Here is a 15,855-nt window from a genome sequence, read left to right on the forward strand (position 1 = left end):
TCATGAATTTTCATTTTTAAACCCAGCAGCCTGCACAAAATTGTGGGATATCAGAAAAAACACAATAATTTTGCACACTTCACTTGTCAAAATAGTTACAAAACGGTACACTTCCCGCTGTTATATTGAAAACAACTTTCAGAGTCCAAATTGTAAAAATGAAAATCATTTTCACAATTTGAAGCGTTTTTTCTGCCAAAACTGTGCCCTCTGCACAGAAGCGGCGGGTAAAATGTGGTCATTACGCCTCTTGCACAGCGGCGCAGTTTCTCTTATACTTTTATATAAGAAGGTAAGCACGAACACGGCACCGGCACCCGCCGGTGGCCCAAGTCAGGAGAAGGAAAAGAATGTCTACGAATTTTTGGGAGCTGCTGCAGCAGCATCAGGGCGACCTGACAAGATCCGGCCGCACGGTGGCCGAATATCTGGTGCAGCACGCTGCAGAGGCACAGTATCTGTCCATATCGTCGCTGGCCAGAGAGTGTCAGGTGGCTGAGGCCACGGTGTTCCGGTTCTGCCGGGCGCTGGGCTTTGAGGGCTACCATGAAATGCGCATTGCGCTGGCACAGGCCAACGCCACCGGCGTGCTGGTGAACCAGCAGGAGCCCGCCCCGGACGCCGACACCGCCACTTTGTGCGAGCACGCTTCGGCGCTGTTCATGACCGCCATCAACGGCACCCAGAACGCTCTTTCGCCGCAGGCGGTGGAGCAGGCCGTGGCGCTGCTGCATAGCGCCCGGCAGGTGTTCTGCATGGGACAGGGCGGCAGCATGGCAGCCGCCAACGAGATCTGCGCCCGGTTTGCCTGCATCACCAACAAGTTCCGCGCCGTTGCCGACAGCCATATGCAGGTAATGGCTGCCAGCCTGATGACCGAGCAGGACGTGGTGCTGTTCGTCTCCTACTCCGGCGCTACCCGCGACCTGATAGAGACCCTGCGCACCGCCAAGGCCAACGGGGCAAAGGTCATCCTGATCACCCACTACGAGGACTCCCCCGGCGCAAAGCTGGCAGACCTTGTGCTGCTGTGCGGCGCACAGGAAAGCCCGCTGGACTCCGGCAGCATCCCCATCAAGGTGGCAGTGCTGTATGTGGCCGAGGTGCTGGTGCTGCGGTACATTCTGGACGACAAGCCCGGCAGCACCGAAGCGCAGGAGCGCACCACCGAAGCGCTGGCTGTAAAGCTGCTCTGAGCGGTTGTCTCCGGCAAAACGTGCAAGCAAAAAAGGTGAAGTGACCAAAAGATCACTTCACCTTTTTGTTTTGTCAGCTCGGCAGCGGGGCGTCCGTGTCCCCGCCGGGGTCTACGCTAAAGACATCGTCCAGTTCCTCCGGCAGCGGGTCGGGGTCTGCATCAAAGGCGGCGTCCGGCACATCGGCAAATACCGGCGTTTGGGCAAGCGCAGTTCCACCCACCGCAAGGCACAGAGCCAGCGCAAACGCAAGGCCCAGCAGTTTTTTTGCACAGTGATTCATCATGTGTCCTCCTTGTGTGGGGTGGCTGCTTTTGAGGTGGGAACTCCCTCAGTCAAAGCCTGACGGCTTTGACTGCTCCCTCGGGGAGGGAGTCTCTGGCGAAACCGAAAGCTTTGTGCTTTAGCCAGAAACCTTCCCGTTCTGCCAAGGGCCCCATCCCAGAGGGGGCTGTCTGCGCAGCAGACTGAGGGAGTCTGGTTTGCCGTAAAGCCCAAAAAGGGGAGAGGGAACAGCTCCCGTCTCCCCTTTGGGTTCAGGTTTGATTCAGGTTGGGTGGGTGGGTTAGGTGGCAGCAACCAACTGTGCCGTAAAGACTACTACGCCAGAGTAGCTGCCCGCTTTTTCGGACACATTTGTACCAGTATCCTTTGTCAAGAAAAACTTCAGCGGGGTATCTGCCGCATATTTACCGGAATCAACACTCATGACCTCACCGCCCACAGCAATTTCATCATCGTAAGTGGTTCCTTTTTTGATTGCATAAATCAAGTAGGCATCCTCATCTGTTTTGATAGCGAATTTCGTTACGCCACCCTCTTCTTTAGTGGTAGTCGAGCTAACGGTGATTTGTAGCTTCTTCTTGTTCGGAATAATGTTCTTTGTAACTTTCACCTTCTGGGTATCCCCGGTATCCGCATTTGCTTCTACTTCTGCGATTGTGTCTGTAAATGTAATCTTGGAAGGTACGCTCCACTCGTAAGAAGCGGTAACAACATATTCCACATTGGTGCTTGCTGTCGTGGTCCGGTTATTTTTCATATTTCATGTTGTATTCTTTAGCAAAGCAGCCTTAATCATTTACTTTTATATAGCAAACGGCAGTTTTTACTTTATTTGTAAAAAGTTGGCAAGCTGCACCGCGCTGCGCGGCGCAGCCCATGTCAAGGCAGCACCGCATGAGCTGTGTTCACCTTTGATGTGAATCAGGTGAAAAAGCAGACAGGCCGCATCCCTTGACTTCCGCCTTTAGGGGGAGTATACTCCGTGGCAGTGAAATATTCGGCTATGACGAGAAAGAGTACCCAGAAAGAATGCTGCAGAGAGCTGCCGGCTGGTGCAAGGCAGTGCAGGGCGTCCGTGGGAAGATCCTCTCCGAGCTTTTCTGCTGAATGGGCGGTGTATACGCCCCAGTAAGCGGGAACGGCAGGCTTCCGTTATCACGAGCCGCGCATTGTTGGATGCGCACTGAGGGGCCGGGCTTTGCACCGGCAATAAGAGTGGTACCGCAGAGGAGTTTATACGCCTTTGTCTCTTACGAACCGTAAGGGACAAAGGCGTTTTTGTTTGCGGGAAAGCCATTTCCCGGATGTTTCATTGCCTTTACATCCGCAAAAATAAGTGTTCAGGAAAAAGGAGTATCATCATGAAAACATTGGAAAAAGTAAGCGATTTTGTGGGCAAGTACATGGCCGTCATCGTCATTGTGGTGGCGGCGCTGGCGCTGCTGTTCCCCGGTCCCTTCAGCGTGGTAAAGACCGCGTGGGTCAACACCCTGCTGGGCATCGTCATGTTCGGCATGGGTCTTACCCTGAAGCCGGAGGATTTCAAGGTTGTGTTCAGCCGCCCGAAGGACGTGATCATCGGCTGCATTGCACAGTTCACCCTGATGCCCTTCCTTGCATGGGCGCTGACCCAGCTGTTCCACCTGCCCACCGAGCTTGCCATCGGCGTCATCCTTGTGGGCACCTGCCCCGGCGGCACTTCCTCTAACGTGATGACCTACCTTTCCAAGGGCGACGTTGCGCTGTCCGTCGGCATGACTGCCGTTTCCACCGTGCTGGCACCCTTCCTCACCCCGCTGCTCACCCTGCTGTATGCCGGCCAGCGCGTGGATGTGAACCCTGTAAATATGTTCCTGTCCATCGTCAAGGTGGTGCTGGTTCCCATCGCACTGGGCTTTGTGGTCAACCACTTCTTCCACGCCTTCACCCAGAACGCCGTCCGGGTGCTGCCGCTGATCTCCACTACCGCCATCGTGCTGATCATCTGCGCCGTTGTGTCTGCCAACTCCGCTAAGATCATGACCAGCGGCCTGCTGATCCTTGCCGTGGTCATCCTGCACAACCTGCTGGGCTACCTCACCGGTTTTGGCGTGGGCAAGCTGCTGAAGCTGGATTCCACCAAATGCCGCGCAATCTCCATCGAGGTGGGTATGCAGAACTCCGGTCTTGCCACCTCTCTGGCCGCTGTCCACTTTGCACAGTATCCGCTGGCAACCATCCCCGGCGCTGTGTTCTCGGTGTGGCATAACATTTCCGGCGCTGTCCTTGCCAACTTCTTTGCCCGCACCGCAGAGAAGAAAGACTGATCCTTCCTACATATAATATAAGGGGCTGCTGCACAAGGTTTCTTCCCTGTGCAGCAGCCCCTGCTTTGTTTATAATATGTGTCGTGCGCGATGCCCTGCCTTTGCCTGTTTGCCGCTCTGTTGCGCAGGCAAATCCTCCGATAAACAAAAAACGCACCCGAACCCTCTCGGGTTCGAGTACGAACTGTTTGGTGGAGAATTAGGGACTCGAACCCCAGACCCCCTGCGTGTGATGCATGATGGCTTTTCGGTTTTTAGAACGATAATTCGTTAAATTGAATCAATTTGCTACAGATCTGCTACAAACGGCAGTTTTTCGACTTGCATCAGCAACCTGTTTTTTATATTCTCACTGGCCAAACTTTCAACTCCTATACTCTCCCCTCGCCAAAAAAGTCTCAAATGTTTTGTGTGGTTTGATGATAGTATTTTCAGTTGACGTATGATACACTGAATTTTAAGGAGTTATTCAGTTGTACTGTGACTACTTATCTAAGCATTTTTACGGACACCAAATCTTGCATACAAAAATGCGAAATCTGCTTTGAAATGGGGTATTTGCTTATGTTTAAAATCAACAATCTGGCAAATCAGACAAGTCACATCGTCACCGAACAGAAGGGTATCTTCTCCATTGTTGAGCACAATGTCGATTTCTCCGTAGCGCCTTGCAATGCAATGGAAGAATACTATATGAGCCAGATGAATGTCAAACGGAAACAGGCCATTGCCAATCTCAACGGAAAAGTTGGGCTTGTTCTCCAAGCGGGCGCAATGCAGTACATTGTTGGCAACGTGCAAGCAACCACCGGGTTGAAGGGTGTTGGTGACTTCTTAGGCAAAATGGTAAAAAGTTCCGTCACAAAAGAAAGCGCAATCAAGCCGGAGTACGTCGGAACGGGTGTGCTCGTGACCGAACCCACCTATAAATATCTTCTGACCGAAAATGTCGGTGACTGGACAGGCGGTCTTGTAATGGAAGACGGCATGTTCCTGGCCTGTGAATCCACTGTCAAGCACGAGGTTCAGGCACGCTCCTCGCTTTCTTCTGCAGCACTCGGAAATGAAGGACTCTTCAATCTACGGCTTGCTGGCAATGGTGTATGTGTACTGGAAAGCAATGTTCCCCGTTCGGAAATCGTAGAAATCGACCTTCAAGACGACGTTTTAAAAATTGATGGCAGCTTTGCGATTTGCTGGTCCGGCAGTCTCAGCTTTACGGTTGAACGTTCCGGAAAAACCTTGCTTGGTTCTGCCACATCCGGTGAGGGTCTGGTAAATGTTTATAAGGGAACTGGCAAAGTATGGCTTGCTCCATTAACGCCTTCTCAATCACTGGTTAGCGCAACGCATGCAAAAAGTGCAAAGTAATTGAACACCTGTTCTTCTTGCTTTCACCGTTTTACTTCTTCAGAGCATTATCTTTGCAAAAAGCTCTTGGCCTTTAATATAGAGGCCAAGAGCTTTTTTTTGCTTGCCGCTGAACTTCTGCTTCAAAGACCGTGTTCAGCTTAATTTTCAATCATCTACACTTTGCGTTTCAGATAATTCTTCCCAGTCTTCCGGGTTTCCACACCTACGGAGATACTCATGCCCGCCATCGACTGCACACGATCCGCAAGAACAAAATTTGAAATCATGTACAGTGCAGCTTTCAATAACGTCCCTGCACTTTTTACACCGAATCATATTTCTCACTATTTTCATCATGCACGTCACCCGCAGTCAATTATCGAAGTTCATATCATTTTTTGAGCCGCAAATAGTATTTTTCAAGGCTCTTATCGCAGACATCCACAATATGCAGCCAATCTTCCCGTGTGAGCTTGCGGAAAATGATCGGGTTTACCTCGATAGTCTCCACGTCCTTGCAGCGCATCAAGAATCGCATATCCTCAAAGCGCTTGAAGGGATTGGAGAGGATGTTCTTCTCCACATCTTTCCGGGTATAGCCACCCTTCTGATAAATGCTGGTGGATTTCTCTGCGATCATCCCGTGCGCCTTGCGGTCCTCGTAGAAGTCGATGAAGTAGTCCACCACATCCGGCAGGGCAACTCTGCCGCTGCTGTCCATGTACTCATAGATTGCTTTGAGCAGCACCGGCTTGTAGGAATAGCTCATGTCCATCGTTTCGATAAATTTCATGAACTTGTCCGCCATATTCTGCGGCGTAATGAGATCCCAGCCATACTGTTTCGCAATGTTGCGGATGCTTTCCTCCCGGAAATAGTGGAACATCCGCTTATCACCAAAGGGAATCGAAAGGTCCGGTTTGACTTTTCCGTCCTTAATGTAGCGTTCCACCGTCTCGGACTGTACATCCACCATCCGGACGAACTCGATCTGCGAGATCATATCCTTCGCCATGGGCTGATATTTTGCAATGTCCAGCACCCGGTGCAGGCTGTAGGGCATATTGAACATATTAGCGTTGTCCACAAAGTCAACCACCAGCAGATCCTCTTTGCCCGGGCAGCGGCGTGTACCACGACCAAGCTGCTGCAAATAAATCGTTTTGGACATGGTCGGGCGCGCCATGAACAGCACCGTGGTATGCGGGCTGTCCCAGCCTTCGTTCAGAAGGTCGCAGGCGCAGAGAACATTGGTCGAGCCGGTTTCATAGTCCTTCAGAATCTTTTCCCGAACCTCCACACGATCCCGCCCGGAAATTGCTTCTGCCTTCACGCCGCTATCTCGCAGCAACTTTGCAATTTCGGCTGCATGGTCTACGCTGGCACAGAAAATTACTGTCTTTTTGCCGTTGACGTACTTTAGATAAGTGTCAACGATCAACTGATTGCGTTCCGGGATGAACAGCTTACTTTCCAGATCTTGCGAATTGTATTTGATGCCGTTGATCCGTACATCGGTCAGGTCGATGTTGGTCTTGACCCGGATGCAGCGAATCGGCACCAGAACGCCACGCTCTACAGCAGTTTTGAGATCCATTTTATGGGCAACGTTCTGGAACAGCTCCAGCATATCTTCACCATCGCTGCGTTCCGGAGTGGCGGTCAGACCCAGAATGAACTTCGGGTGGAAGTAGGTGAAAATCTTCTGGTAGGTGTTGGCTGCCGCATGGTGACATTCGTCCACGATCAGGTAGTCAAAATCTGTAGGCGAGAACTTTTCCAGATCCTTGGATATACTCTGCACCGTTGCAAAAAAGACCGTCTGGGTCATATCCTTCTGGCTTCCGGTGTACTCCCCCAAAGTCGCTTCCGACCAGACCTTGGCGAAAGTCTCTTTTGCCTGAGATGCCAGCTTCAGGGCGTTGACCAGAAATAGCGTGCGTCCGCCCACTGCCTTGGCATCCGTTGCAGCCGTGATGGTTTTTCCAACGCCGGTCGCATGGTACAGTAGCGCAATGGTCTTGCCGTCCTCTCGCATTTTCTGCAGATTCTCGGTAGCCTCCTGCTGGTAATCCCGAAGCTCGATGGTCTGCCCCATCTGAACCGGCAGGTCCGCTTCAAAAGCCTTGAATATAGGGCTGGTGCCTAAGAAAGTAATCAGCTCATCCTTGACCTTTTCCGGTTGCTTTTCCAACTGGCTGTAAATCCAACGGTATACTTTCCAGTTGTCATAGATCAGGCTGTTCTGCTTCAAGAGGTCATCGGCATACTTGTTTTCGGACACCTTGCTCGGGTTGTGGTAGGTCTCACCGTCAATTTCGATTGCAATCTTAGATTCAGGCGATTCCAGCGCAAAGTCGATATAGCGGTGCCGACCATAGATGTCCACGCAGGGGTACTGGACCTGCAGATTTTCGGTCTTTTCCGGGCCAAAAGCCTCACAGAAAAGCTGCACAAACAGCTCCTCCGCACGGCTGTTGACACTGATTGCTTTCATTGGCTCCATGGTGGCCTCCTAAATTCAGACATGCTTTATTCTCACAGATTATAGTAGTGCTCCACCAAAGTCCTGAATTACGAGATCACTGTCACGGCCGGAAATCGATTTGCCAGTCGCTTTTTCAATCTCATTCAAAATAGCAGTTGCACGCTTGATGAAGAAATCATCAAACCGATCCGCGCGGATATCGCCCGTATCGATCAAATGTGTCTTAAGATAGCCATCCAGTATATCTGGTTCTACTTGACCTTTCTTCTCAATCTTGGTCAGATATTGGCTTGGTGCTACTCCGCCAATTTCACGGTTTGTAGAATATGTAATAGGTGTCTTATTCACAACAGAATTCCATTTTGCACGCGGCAGACCTTTTTTCTCACAATAATCTCGTGGAAATATATGGTGAATATCTATGCTCTCTGCTTTATAAACCGTAAAGTCCATTTCACGACCACTGATAAAATCTTTGCACTGATTCTTCAAGATCCGTGCCATAATACCTTTATAGGCGGCACTCAATCTTGATTGCAAGGATAGCAAGCGCACCGGGTTAAAATAAAACTCCTGAACCGTTTTAGGAGTTTTACACGCATCTTCCAACCACGCCATTACTCCCACCACATCGTACACATAGCGTGTTTCATTTGCGCTTCCATACATTTCGCCAAAGACACCGCACCAATACCATTGTTTTATTTTATCTTTTACGCTCGTTGTTTTGATGCGGTTATGGTCTGCCAGCAACGTGCAAAGAACTGCAAGTGGAATCAACTGCGTCGTATATGGCAGGTCTTTACTAGAAAAGATCCGTTCTTCCTGTAATATTTTTTCCGCTTCCACAAAGCCTTCCGTCAAATCATCTGCATAGCGTTGGTATTCCGCCAGCGTCAGATTCAGCACATCTTTCTTTTTGCAACTCACGGTCCCGCCTTTTTTATACGAAGATAACAGAGTACAAGCCGTCAGGAAATCCGTCGCAGAGGTCACTGAAAGAATGTCGTCACTGAAATATTTTTTCTGTCTTTCTTCCCAATCCTTGCGTAGTTCAAAATTATCCATTGCAAAAATGGCAGTAACCAGCTCAAATACAGTAAGCGACACCCCACCTGTATTGACATTTTCGAAGACCTGACAAACCGCCTCCTTGGGGGTATCCTTGTCCAATGTAATCACTGGAATCGTATACTGCCCCAACGGAACAATTACTTTGGAGAGAAAGTCCATATACAATTTTGCAGCATTTGAATCGTACTGATGATATTGCATATAGTCCATTTGCCACTTGCTGTATTTGCTCGGATCAAGAATAATGTTTAGCGGGAACACGTTCTGAGCGTATTCCTGAGATGCCGACGAAAGATCCAGCTCAACCTTTCGACCAAAATCTGAAGTTATTTTCCGATCCTTAGGAACCGAAATAATCGAATCCACCCGGTCAATCGTGCTGTTAACAGCTTTGGCCATATCAATATAGTAAAAGCGTTCTATTTCTTGCCCTTTGTCTGTTCTTGTTCTAACTGCCTTCTCACTAAAAAGTGAAGAATAGACAGATGTCAGTCTTTGTTGTCCATCCAGAATAAGTTCATCAGGTATCGCCTTGTCTGCAGAAGGCGCCCCTTCAACAACTCGTGATTTGAAGTGAATACTCTCATTACCGTATTCCAGAAACATTGCTGCACCGACAGGATAACCATTTGTAATACTTGCAATCAGTGCTTTTATCCTACCATCATCCCATACCCAGCCTCTTTGAAAATCAGGAAGTTGCGTTTTTCCTGTATGGATTGTGGCCATCAGGTCTGTGATTTTTCTATCATTCGTTTTCATAGAGCACGCCTTTCTTCACTCCACACCAAGTGCTTTAAACACCGCATCCTCTGCGCTGCTGTAGAAGATCAGATTGAAGCTACCCACCAATTCCGGTGGAACAGTCCCCAGATCAACGGCACTTGAAATCGGCAGCAGAACCTTCTTTGCACCGCTATCGAGGCAGACCTGCAGGCTGTTTGCAAGCTCATCTACCTTCAAGATCGTTCCACTGATGCTGATCTCGCCCAGAACTGCAAGGGTACTGACCGTGGGACGACCAAGGGCAATGCTGCACAATGCAATCAAGGTGGGCAGTGCCAGCTTTCCTGTCATACCGATGCCCTGAAGATCCTGATAGTTGATGATGTAGTCCTTAGATGCCGTGCTGATGCCACCGCTGATGCGGTTTCCATTTGCTTTCAGGAAGTTAAAGGCTGTGTTGGTGGATTCTCTGCAGTCACGGTCGCTGCCAAGACCGGTGCGTTCAAACTTTCCGCTGCCCGGCAACATCTGGCTTTCCAACCGGAACACACCAATCATGCCGCTTTTTCCACGCGAAACAGTGTAGATCTGTCCCGGATTGCACATTCCATCCGGGATCAGCTTACCGCCACCCTGTTCGGGAACCGACACAAACTTTTCTTCAAAGGTATCCAGATCAATGTAGCTGAAATTCACATCATAGAACTCCATACCACCCAGCTTTTTCAGTTGTTCTTTCACTCGACGGCGCATTTCCAGCGCAAAGACAAGGATTTCCTCCAGTTGCTCTTTGGTAAACTCACCATCCGGGTACAGCAGCTTTACATAGCCGCCTACGATCTTACGCACTGCAATCGTATCGCGCTGGTTCAGATTTTTACCAAGGCGGAAATACTTATCTAGTGCATCGCCGTACTGCTCCTTACGCAGTTCCCGGATAAATTCAGCAAGATAATCCGTGATGAAACCGTAGTCGTTGGTGAAATGCTCCGGGCGGAATTTTGGGATCTCCCAGCCGGGAATGTAACAATGCAAGCGATCCAAAAATGCAGTGTCTGTTCCCATTTCAGGCGGGAACGGGTCAAACAGGCTGGAGGTTTTTAGCAGCACATCCACGCTCTGGTTAATATTTCCCACAAAGACCATCGAGGCCGAGGCTGCCTTTTCCTTTTTGCCACGGGCGAAGGAGCCGGAAGCCATATAGTCCTTCATGATCTGGATGCCGTCTTTGTCCTTGAACTTGATACCAGCAACCTCATCAAAAGCCACACAGTCCCACAGACCCACTAAACCAACGGTCTTTCGTCCCATGTTGTAGAACAGGTTTGCCACAGTCGTTTGTCCACCGGACACCAGAATGCTGTTAGGGCTGATTTCCTTATAGATGTGGGATTTACCGGTGCTGCGAGGACCAAGCTCGCAGAGGTTGAAGTTGTTCTCCACCAGCGGCAGCATACGAGCCAAAAGGAGCCATTTCTCCCGCTGGTTCAACTGCTCCGGCTCATAACCGCAAGAACGCAGCATTACATCCATCCACTCGTCCTGCGTGAAGGCTTTACGTCCAGCGCGCACTTCCTCAATGTCGATATGGGGCATCTGGATGGGGGTCAGCTTGCGGATGCTGATAGGCGAAACATCCTTCTGCTTTTTCTGCCGGGGTTCGCTGTCAAGATCTTCAATACCAAAGCTGCTGTCACCTTCGGATTCATATTCCAGTTGAACGATGCACCAGATGCCACCACAAAGCAAACGGTCATATTTTTCCGGGTAGTCGTCCGTAATGGGCACATTGGAGAGTCCCAGATTGGAAAACTCTGCAAAGAAGCAGTCTTTCTTGATGTCCAGATGCACGGTCACCATATCGATAATGGTGTGGCTGCCGTTCCGACGCAACTGAGAAAGCACCTTCTGCACCTCATCCGGGCGCACAAAGTTGTCCGCCAGAATATGCTTTACGTTCTGCACGCCCTGCTCGATGATCTCCTCATCGTCCGAACTGCAATACTGCCCCAGCAGAAACTCCAGCACATAGACCGGTACGTTGGCACCTTCCTTGATCTTTTTGGTCAGATCCTTGCGGACGATGCGACCATCAAAGTTTTCCCGCAGTTTCCGGCGCAGTTCTTCCCGGTTTCCCTCTGCTGCCTGATCCATCATTAGCATACGGTGTACCCGCCTTCCTTTTTGTTAGAATCCAAAGCCAAAATCGTCTGCAAAAGCAATATCCATCATCACCGGATGGCGCCACTGTTCCAGACCTGTATCCTCATCATAGACCACAAGATAATACTGCTTATCCTTGTCGTACTTCTTGTTCTTAAAGGTAAAACGCAGCCGGAAAATGCGCTTTTGTGCGCTAAGCTCCCGGTTGTCTGCCACATAGGTGTTTTCGCTGGAGATCTTCTCGTTGTCCTCCGAGATAAAGAACACCCGGTACTTTGCCGGTTTCACAGTATCGCTGACGGCTTCCGACTGGACAAAATCCATGGAGGTGATCAGATTCGTGATCTTGTGGAGAATGCTGACCAGTGCGATCTCTGCATTCTTGGTCTCCTGATGTCCACGCTCCATTTTGATATCCAGCACTGGCACCAGCATCTCCTGCGGCGAGGAGCCGCCGTGGACGTAGTTGGCACCGCCGCCAGCAACCTTGAACACGTTGCTGCTGACCGGGTAGGAAACCACCTTGGCATCCTGATTGCCCAGTACTGCGCCCATGCTCATGTGCCCGATGCCGTCATCCTGAAGCGGAGCAGCGGACACCACAAAGCGGCGGTTGACAAAAGCATTTTCCATGCTCTTGCCTGCGATTTTCTCGCTCTCGGACAGCTTATCTCGCTTATAGATAAAGCCGTGGTCTGCCGTTACGATAAAGTGATGGGTGTTTCCGCTACCATTGATGCGGCGGATCAGATCCATGATCTCCTGCACGGCTTCCTCACAGGCGTTGAACACCTCATCCTCGGTGTTGGGCTTGTCGCCACGGGCATCGATCTGATTGTGGTACACATAGATGACCTGCCGCTTGGTAAGGACATCCCGCAGGTCTGCCACCTTCATGCTCTTGATCTCGTCAAACTGGATGCAGACACTGTCCGGCACATAGTTTTGCAGCACCTGCTGACGCCCTGCCAGCGTATCGCAGAGGGTGCCATCCACCAGAACCTGAAAGTCATCGGTCATTTCCAGCGTGCGGTGCGGGAGAAGCGCAGCCATGCCCAGCCGGGTGTAGGAGGGCAGCACGCCCAACTGCACGCTCAACTGCGCCGAGCACTTGGGGTCATCCTGCATCCGGGCAAAAAGCTCCTGCCCTACCTCATACCGCATGGCATCGGAGATAATGACCACGGTACGCTCCTTGGCGTAGCGCAGGTTGGCATTGTAGAAATCTCGCTGCAAGGGCAGCACTGCCAAAGCTTCCTCCTGCCGGAGCCCCTCGTTCCATGCCGGGAGAAGGGTGGCAAGATATTCGTTGGTGTAGATGTTCTCCACCAGTTCCCGCAGCGGTTCAAAGGCTTCGGTGTTTTCCAGCTTGTCGTAATAGAAGTAGAACTTCCGGTACTGCTGGTCTATCTGATGATCTGCGGACAGATACCGGTCCACAATGGCTTTGAAGCCCTCGGCGCTGCGATAGTTTGCCGCCTGCACCATGCAATAGGCGCTTTGCAGCAACTGGTAGGTCTTGTCGGTCTTTCTGCCAAAGTGCATCTTGGCACGCTTTTCGCACACCTCCGGAATGGTCTGCTCGTTGAGCTTTGCCCCGGTATCCTCGGCAAGGAGCCGCCCCATCAGCCACTTGACCAGCACCTGATCCACTGCAAGGAAGGTATCGCACTCCACCAGATCATCGGCACGGCAGCCAGAGAACGCCTGATAGACGTTCAGCCCCTTTGCCACATGATCCGAAAGTTCATCGTACTTATCCCGGTAGAGGACGCTGTTCATCAGGCTGTCGAGGAAGGCAATGATGTTGCCTGCCTTGTAGGACACAAAGGACTTCCACGCCGCAGGCAGCTCCGTCTGCACATAGCGGGCGGTATAGGTGACGAAAAGGGTCACCAGCAGCCGTTCCAGCGTAGGCTTTACGTCCGTATAGCCAAAATGCTGCTCGCACAACCGCCAGAAGGACGGCAGCAGGTCGTACTGTTCAAACTGCTGCAAGTAGACATTCTCCGACAGGCTGCCCTCGGTGAGCACGACACGCACCACCTCCTCAAAGGAGCAGGTGCGTGCTTTGCAGATGGCACTGAGCAGTCCGGTGAGGATGTTTTCCTCGTTGAAGTTCTCGATCTCCAGATCGTAGAACCGCTGGGTGCGCTTTTTATCGGCAAAGAACTTGATGTGCTTTTCGAGGATAGGCTTATACTTTTCCTCAATACCAAGGTCAACCGATAGCAGAGAAGCACGGTCGGCAAAGAACCGCTTGGAGTACAGCATGGTATCCTCCAAGTGGTTATCCCTTACATCAGGCTTTGGGAACGGCGCATAGATCAGGTAATTCGTGGTGGTATCCACCCGTTCCAAAAAGTATTTGGTATAAAACTGGTTATCTGGCTGGAGATGGTAGATTTTTGCATTTTCCAGTTCTACATTCTCCATATCCTCGGCAAAGTCCGCCTTGTCATCGTACCAGAATACCAGCTTGCGGGTGTCACCGGTAAATTCCGCATTCAGGCGGTCTATGATTTGTTTTAGATTTAATTCGGCCACGTTCTATACCTCATTGTTGAAGTGTATCCAATGTAGTTGGTTTCTCAAAAGTTCTTTTTATTATTTCTTCAAATGCCCGGTCAAATAAAAGAGATACATATTCCGAGCATCTATATTTCTTGTTAAATGTGTGTAAGAAATTCGATAAAACAACTACACTTCGAGAATCTTTTCTTTGATCTTCAAACCATCTCAGTAAAATAGCTGATACCTCTTCTGGATAGTCCTCAATTAAGCCGCAGATTACTTCATAATCTTGAATGCTGACATTATGATATGCAACAACATTTGTTCCAGAAATAGTTTCCTTTACTCTCTCATCAAACTCATAAAGTAGTTTTCCAACAGGCTGAACTTTTTCCATGCTTACGGACAAAATTATAGTACGTTCAATTCCTTCAAAGAACTGTTTTTCACCATCAGTAATTTCTGCTTTTTCCGAAGTGATTTCCTTCAAACGCTTCGCAGCTTGTTCGATAGGTGCAACCATTAATTCGTTAACTTCTGTTTCAATCGCCTCGTGTGCAACTCCAGAAATTGTATCCGAGTGCGGGCTCTTAGCTTTAGCTTCAACCGCAACCAAAACGTCATTTACACGAAGATAACAGTCAGTTGATGCTTTCTGATTGCCTTCGTATCGATAAAGAAATTCATTTTGATATCGGACTATTTTTCCAGACCGATTTGCGCTTTCGCGAGATATTTCTTGAATATAATGTTCAAATGGTTTGCCGAAATCCGTCATAAACTCCACGCCATCATCTCTTTGCAACGTATAGCGAACATTCCAATAAAGGCCTTCCCATAACTGATACAATATGCTATCAACAGAAAAGGCAATTTGTTCGTCTTTGATTTTTATAAACGGGTATCTATAAAACGGTTCAAAATCCCATACTTGCTCTAAATCTCGTCGAAGCCCGCTCCTTATCGTTTTCCTGTCTGCCCGAACCGTTTCCATTACTTTGTCGTACACGGGAGAAAGACCTTGTGCATTAAATCCATTGACTGTAGTATATACTCCGCTGAAAAAGTCCGGAAGCGTATAGCGGGGAAGCATATGTGCCAACGAATTTGTCAATACAGCCAACCGCTGTTCCAGTGAAAAACCACACTTTTCCTCGTATTGCTTTAACCAAGAGGATGTTTCGTTATCTTCATATGCAAGTTTAGAAAACACATAATAAGACCGTGCAATCTCATTTTTTATCGCCTTGTGCGTGTTATGATACAGCATCAGGTAAAGATACTCTGTCTCATTTCCTTCAACTTCACTCTTGGGCAGCTTGTCATTGACAACAAGCAACAAATCCATTATCAGGCAAACATCTTTCTGTGTTATCGGCTCTGCATTTGTGCTTACCGGGCAGTATTTTATTGCCCATTTATCAAGCACAAAAATAGATTGTGAACACATAATAAACCTGAATTGATTATATATGTACTTATTGCCACCCAAATCATCTATATGTACAGAATGTATGAATCGTAGATAATCATTCAACTTCATTGCAGCATCATCACCGTTACAGACAGCAATATGTAAACAGGAAAACCGTGATAGTATTGCAAGTATTTTCTGACAACTGATGTGTGACAGCTTATCTATTAGCGATGAATCGTCTAATGGATGTCCAAATACAGAACTATATTCTGCAACCGCCTCATATCTCAAATGATTTATTTCCATTTTGACCCACCTCGTCTAGTCAATAAT

The 15,855-nt window shown here is 49.3% G+C and carries 11 protein-coding genes and 1 other annotated feature; of the genes, 3 read left to right on the plus strand and 8 right to left on the minus strand.

Translation table 11 applies throughout. The features are described 5' to 3' along the window. The first annotated feature begins 350 nt into the window (after nucleotides 1-350). A complete protein-coding gene (locus WMO20_RS03610) occupies nucleotides 351-1,196 on the plus strand; it encodes a MurR/RpiR family transcriptional regulator (RefSeq protein WP_349185876.1) in 846 nt (281 codons plus the stop codon). Between the two features lie 73 nt (nucleotides 1,197-1,269). Here the strand turns inward: WMO20_RS03610 and WMO20_RS03615 are convergent, their stop codons facing one another. Continuing rightward, nucleotides 1,270-1,482: a hypothetical protein gene (locus tag WMO20_RS03615; RefSeq protein WP_349185877.1), complete on the minus strand. Its 213-nt coding sequence runs from the start codon at nucleotides 1,480-1,482 to the stop codon at nucleotides 1,270-1,272. Between the two features lie 279 nt (nucleotides 1,483-1,761). Next, nucleotides 1,762-2,238, minus strand: coding sequence for a hypothetical protein (locus WMO20_RS03620; RefSeq protein WP_349185878.1), 477 nt, complete (start codon nucleotides 2,236-2,238; stop codon nucleotides 1,762-1,764). A gap of 237 nt (nucleotides 2,239-2,475) precedes the next feature. Continuing rightward, nucleotides 2,476-2,735, plus strand: a binding site (T-box leader). Nucleotides 2,736-2,842: 107 nt separating this feature from the next. Here WMO20_RS03620 and WMO20_RS03625 point away from each other — a divergent pair. Beyond that, the gene (locus tag WMO20_RS03625) at nucleotides 2,843-3,787 is read left to right on the plus strand and encodes a bile acid:sodium symporter family protein (protein WP_349185879.1); all 945 of its coding nucleotides are present in this window, start codon (nucleotides 2,843-2,845) and stop codon (nucleotides 3,785-3,787) included. 564 nt (nucleotides 3,788-4,351) lie between these two features. After that, a complete protein-coding gene (locus WMO20_RS03630) occupies nucleotides 4,352-5,158 on the plus strand; it encodes an AIM24 family protein (RefSeq protein WP_349185880.1) in 807 nt (268 codons plus the stop codon). A 147-nt stretch (nucleotides 5,159-5,305) separates the two neighbouring features. Here the strand turns inward: WMO20_RS03630 and WMO20_RS14520 are convergent, their stop codons facing one another. From WMO20_RS14520 to WMO20_RS03655, 6 genes are read right to left on the minus strand one after another with little or no spacing between them, the layout of a single operon-like run. Continuing rightward, on the minus strand, nucleotides 5,306-5,497 hold the full coding sequence (locus tag WMO20_RS14520; protein WP_423240875.1) for a DUF7695 domain-containing protein: 192 nt from the start codon (nucleotides 5,495-5,497) through the stop codon (nucleotides 5,306-5,308). A gap of 34 nt (nucleotides 5,498-5,531) precedes the next feature. Continuing rightward, the gene (locus tag WMO20_RS03635; RefSeq protein ID WP_349185881.1) at nucleotides 5,532-7,646 is read right to left on the minus strand and encodes a DEAD/DEAH box helicase; all 2,115 of its coding nucleotides are present in this window, start codon (nucleotides 7,644-7,646) and stop codon (nucleotides 5,532-5,534) included. Between the two features lie 39 nt (nucleotides 7,647-7,685). Further along, nucleotides 7,686-9,464: a GmrSD restriction endonuclease domain-containing protein gene (locus tag WMO20_RS03640; protein ID WP_349185882.1), complete on the minus strand. Its 1,779-nt coding sequence runs from the start codon at nucleotides 9,462-9,464 to the stop codon at nucleotides 7,686-7,688. A 15-nt stretch (nucleotides 9,465-9,479) separates the two neighbouring features. After that, on the minus strand, nucleotides 9,480-11,582 hold the full coding sequence (brxL, locus tag WMO20_RS03645; protein WP_435387754.1) for a protease Lon-related BREX system protein BrxL: 2,103 nt from the start codon (nucleotides 11,580-11,582) through the stop codon (nucleotides 9,480-9,482). A 33-nt stretch (nucleotides 11,583-11,615) separates the two neighbouring features. Next, the gene (pglZ, locus tag WMO20_RS03650; protein WP_349185884.1) at nucleotides 11,616-14,138 is read right to left on the minus strand and encodes a BREX-1 system phosphatase PglZ type A; all 2,523 of its coding nucleotides are present in this window, start codon (nucleotides 14,136-14,138) and stop codon (nucleotides 11,616-11,618) included. A gap of 10 nt (nucleotides 14,139-14,148) precedes the next feature. Then, nucleotides 14,149-15,828, minus strand: a complete 1,680-nt coding sequence (locus tag WMO20_RS03655; RefSeq protein WP_349185885.1) for a hypothetical protein — start codon at nucleotides 15,826-15,828, stop codon at nucleotides 14,149-14,151. Nucleotides 15,829-15,855 lie beyond the last annotated feature (27 nt).

The sequence above is a fragment of the Faecalibacterium intestinale genome (assembly GCF_040096575.1).
GTDB lineage: Bacteria > Bacillota > Clostridia > Oscillospirales > Ruminococcaceae > Faecalibacterium > Faecalibacterium intestinale.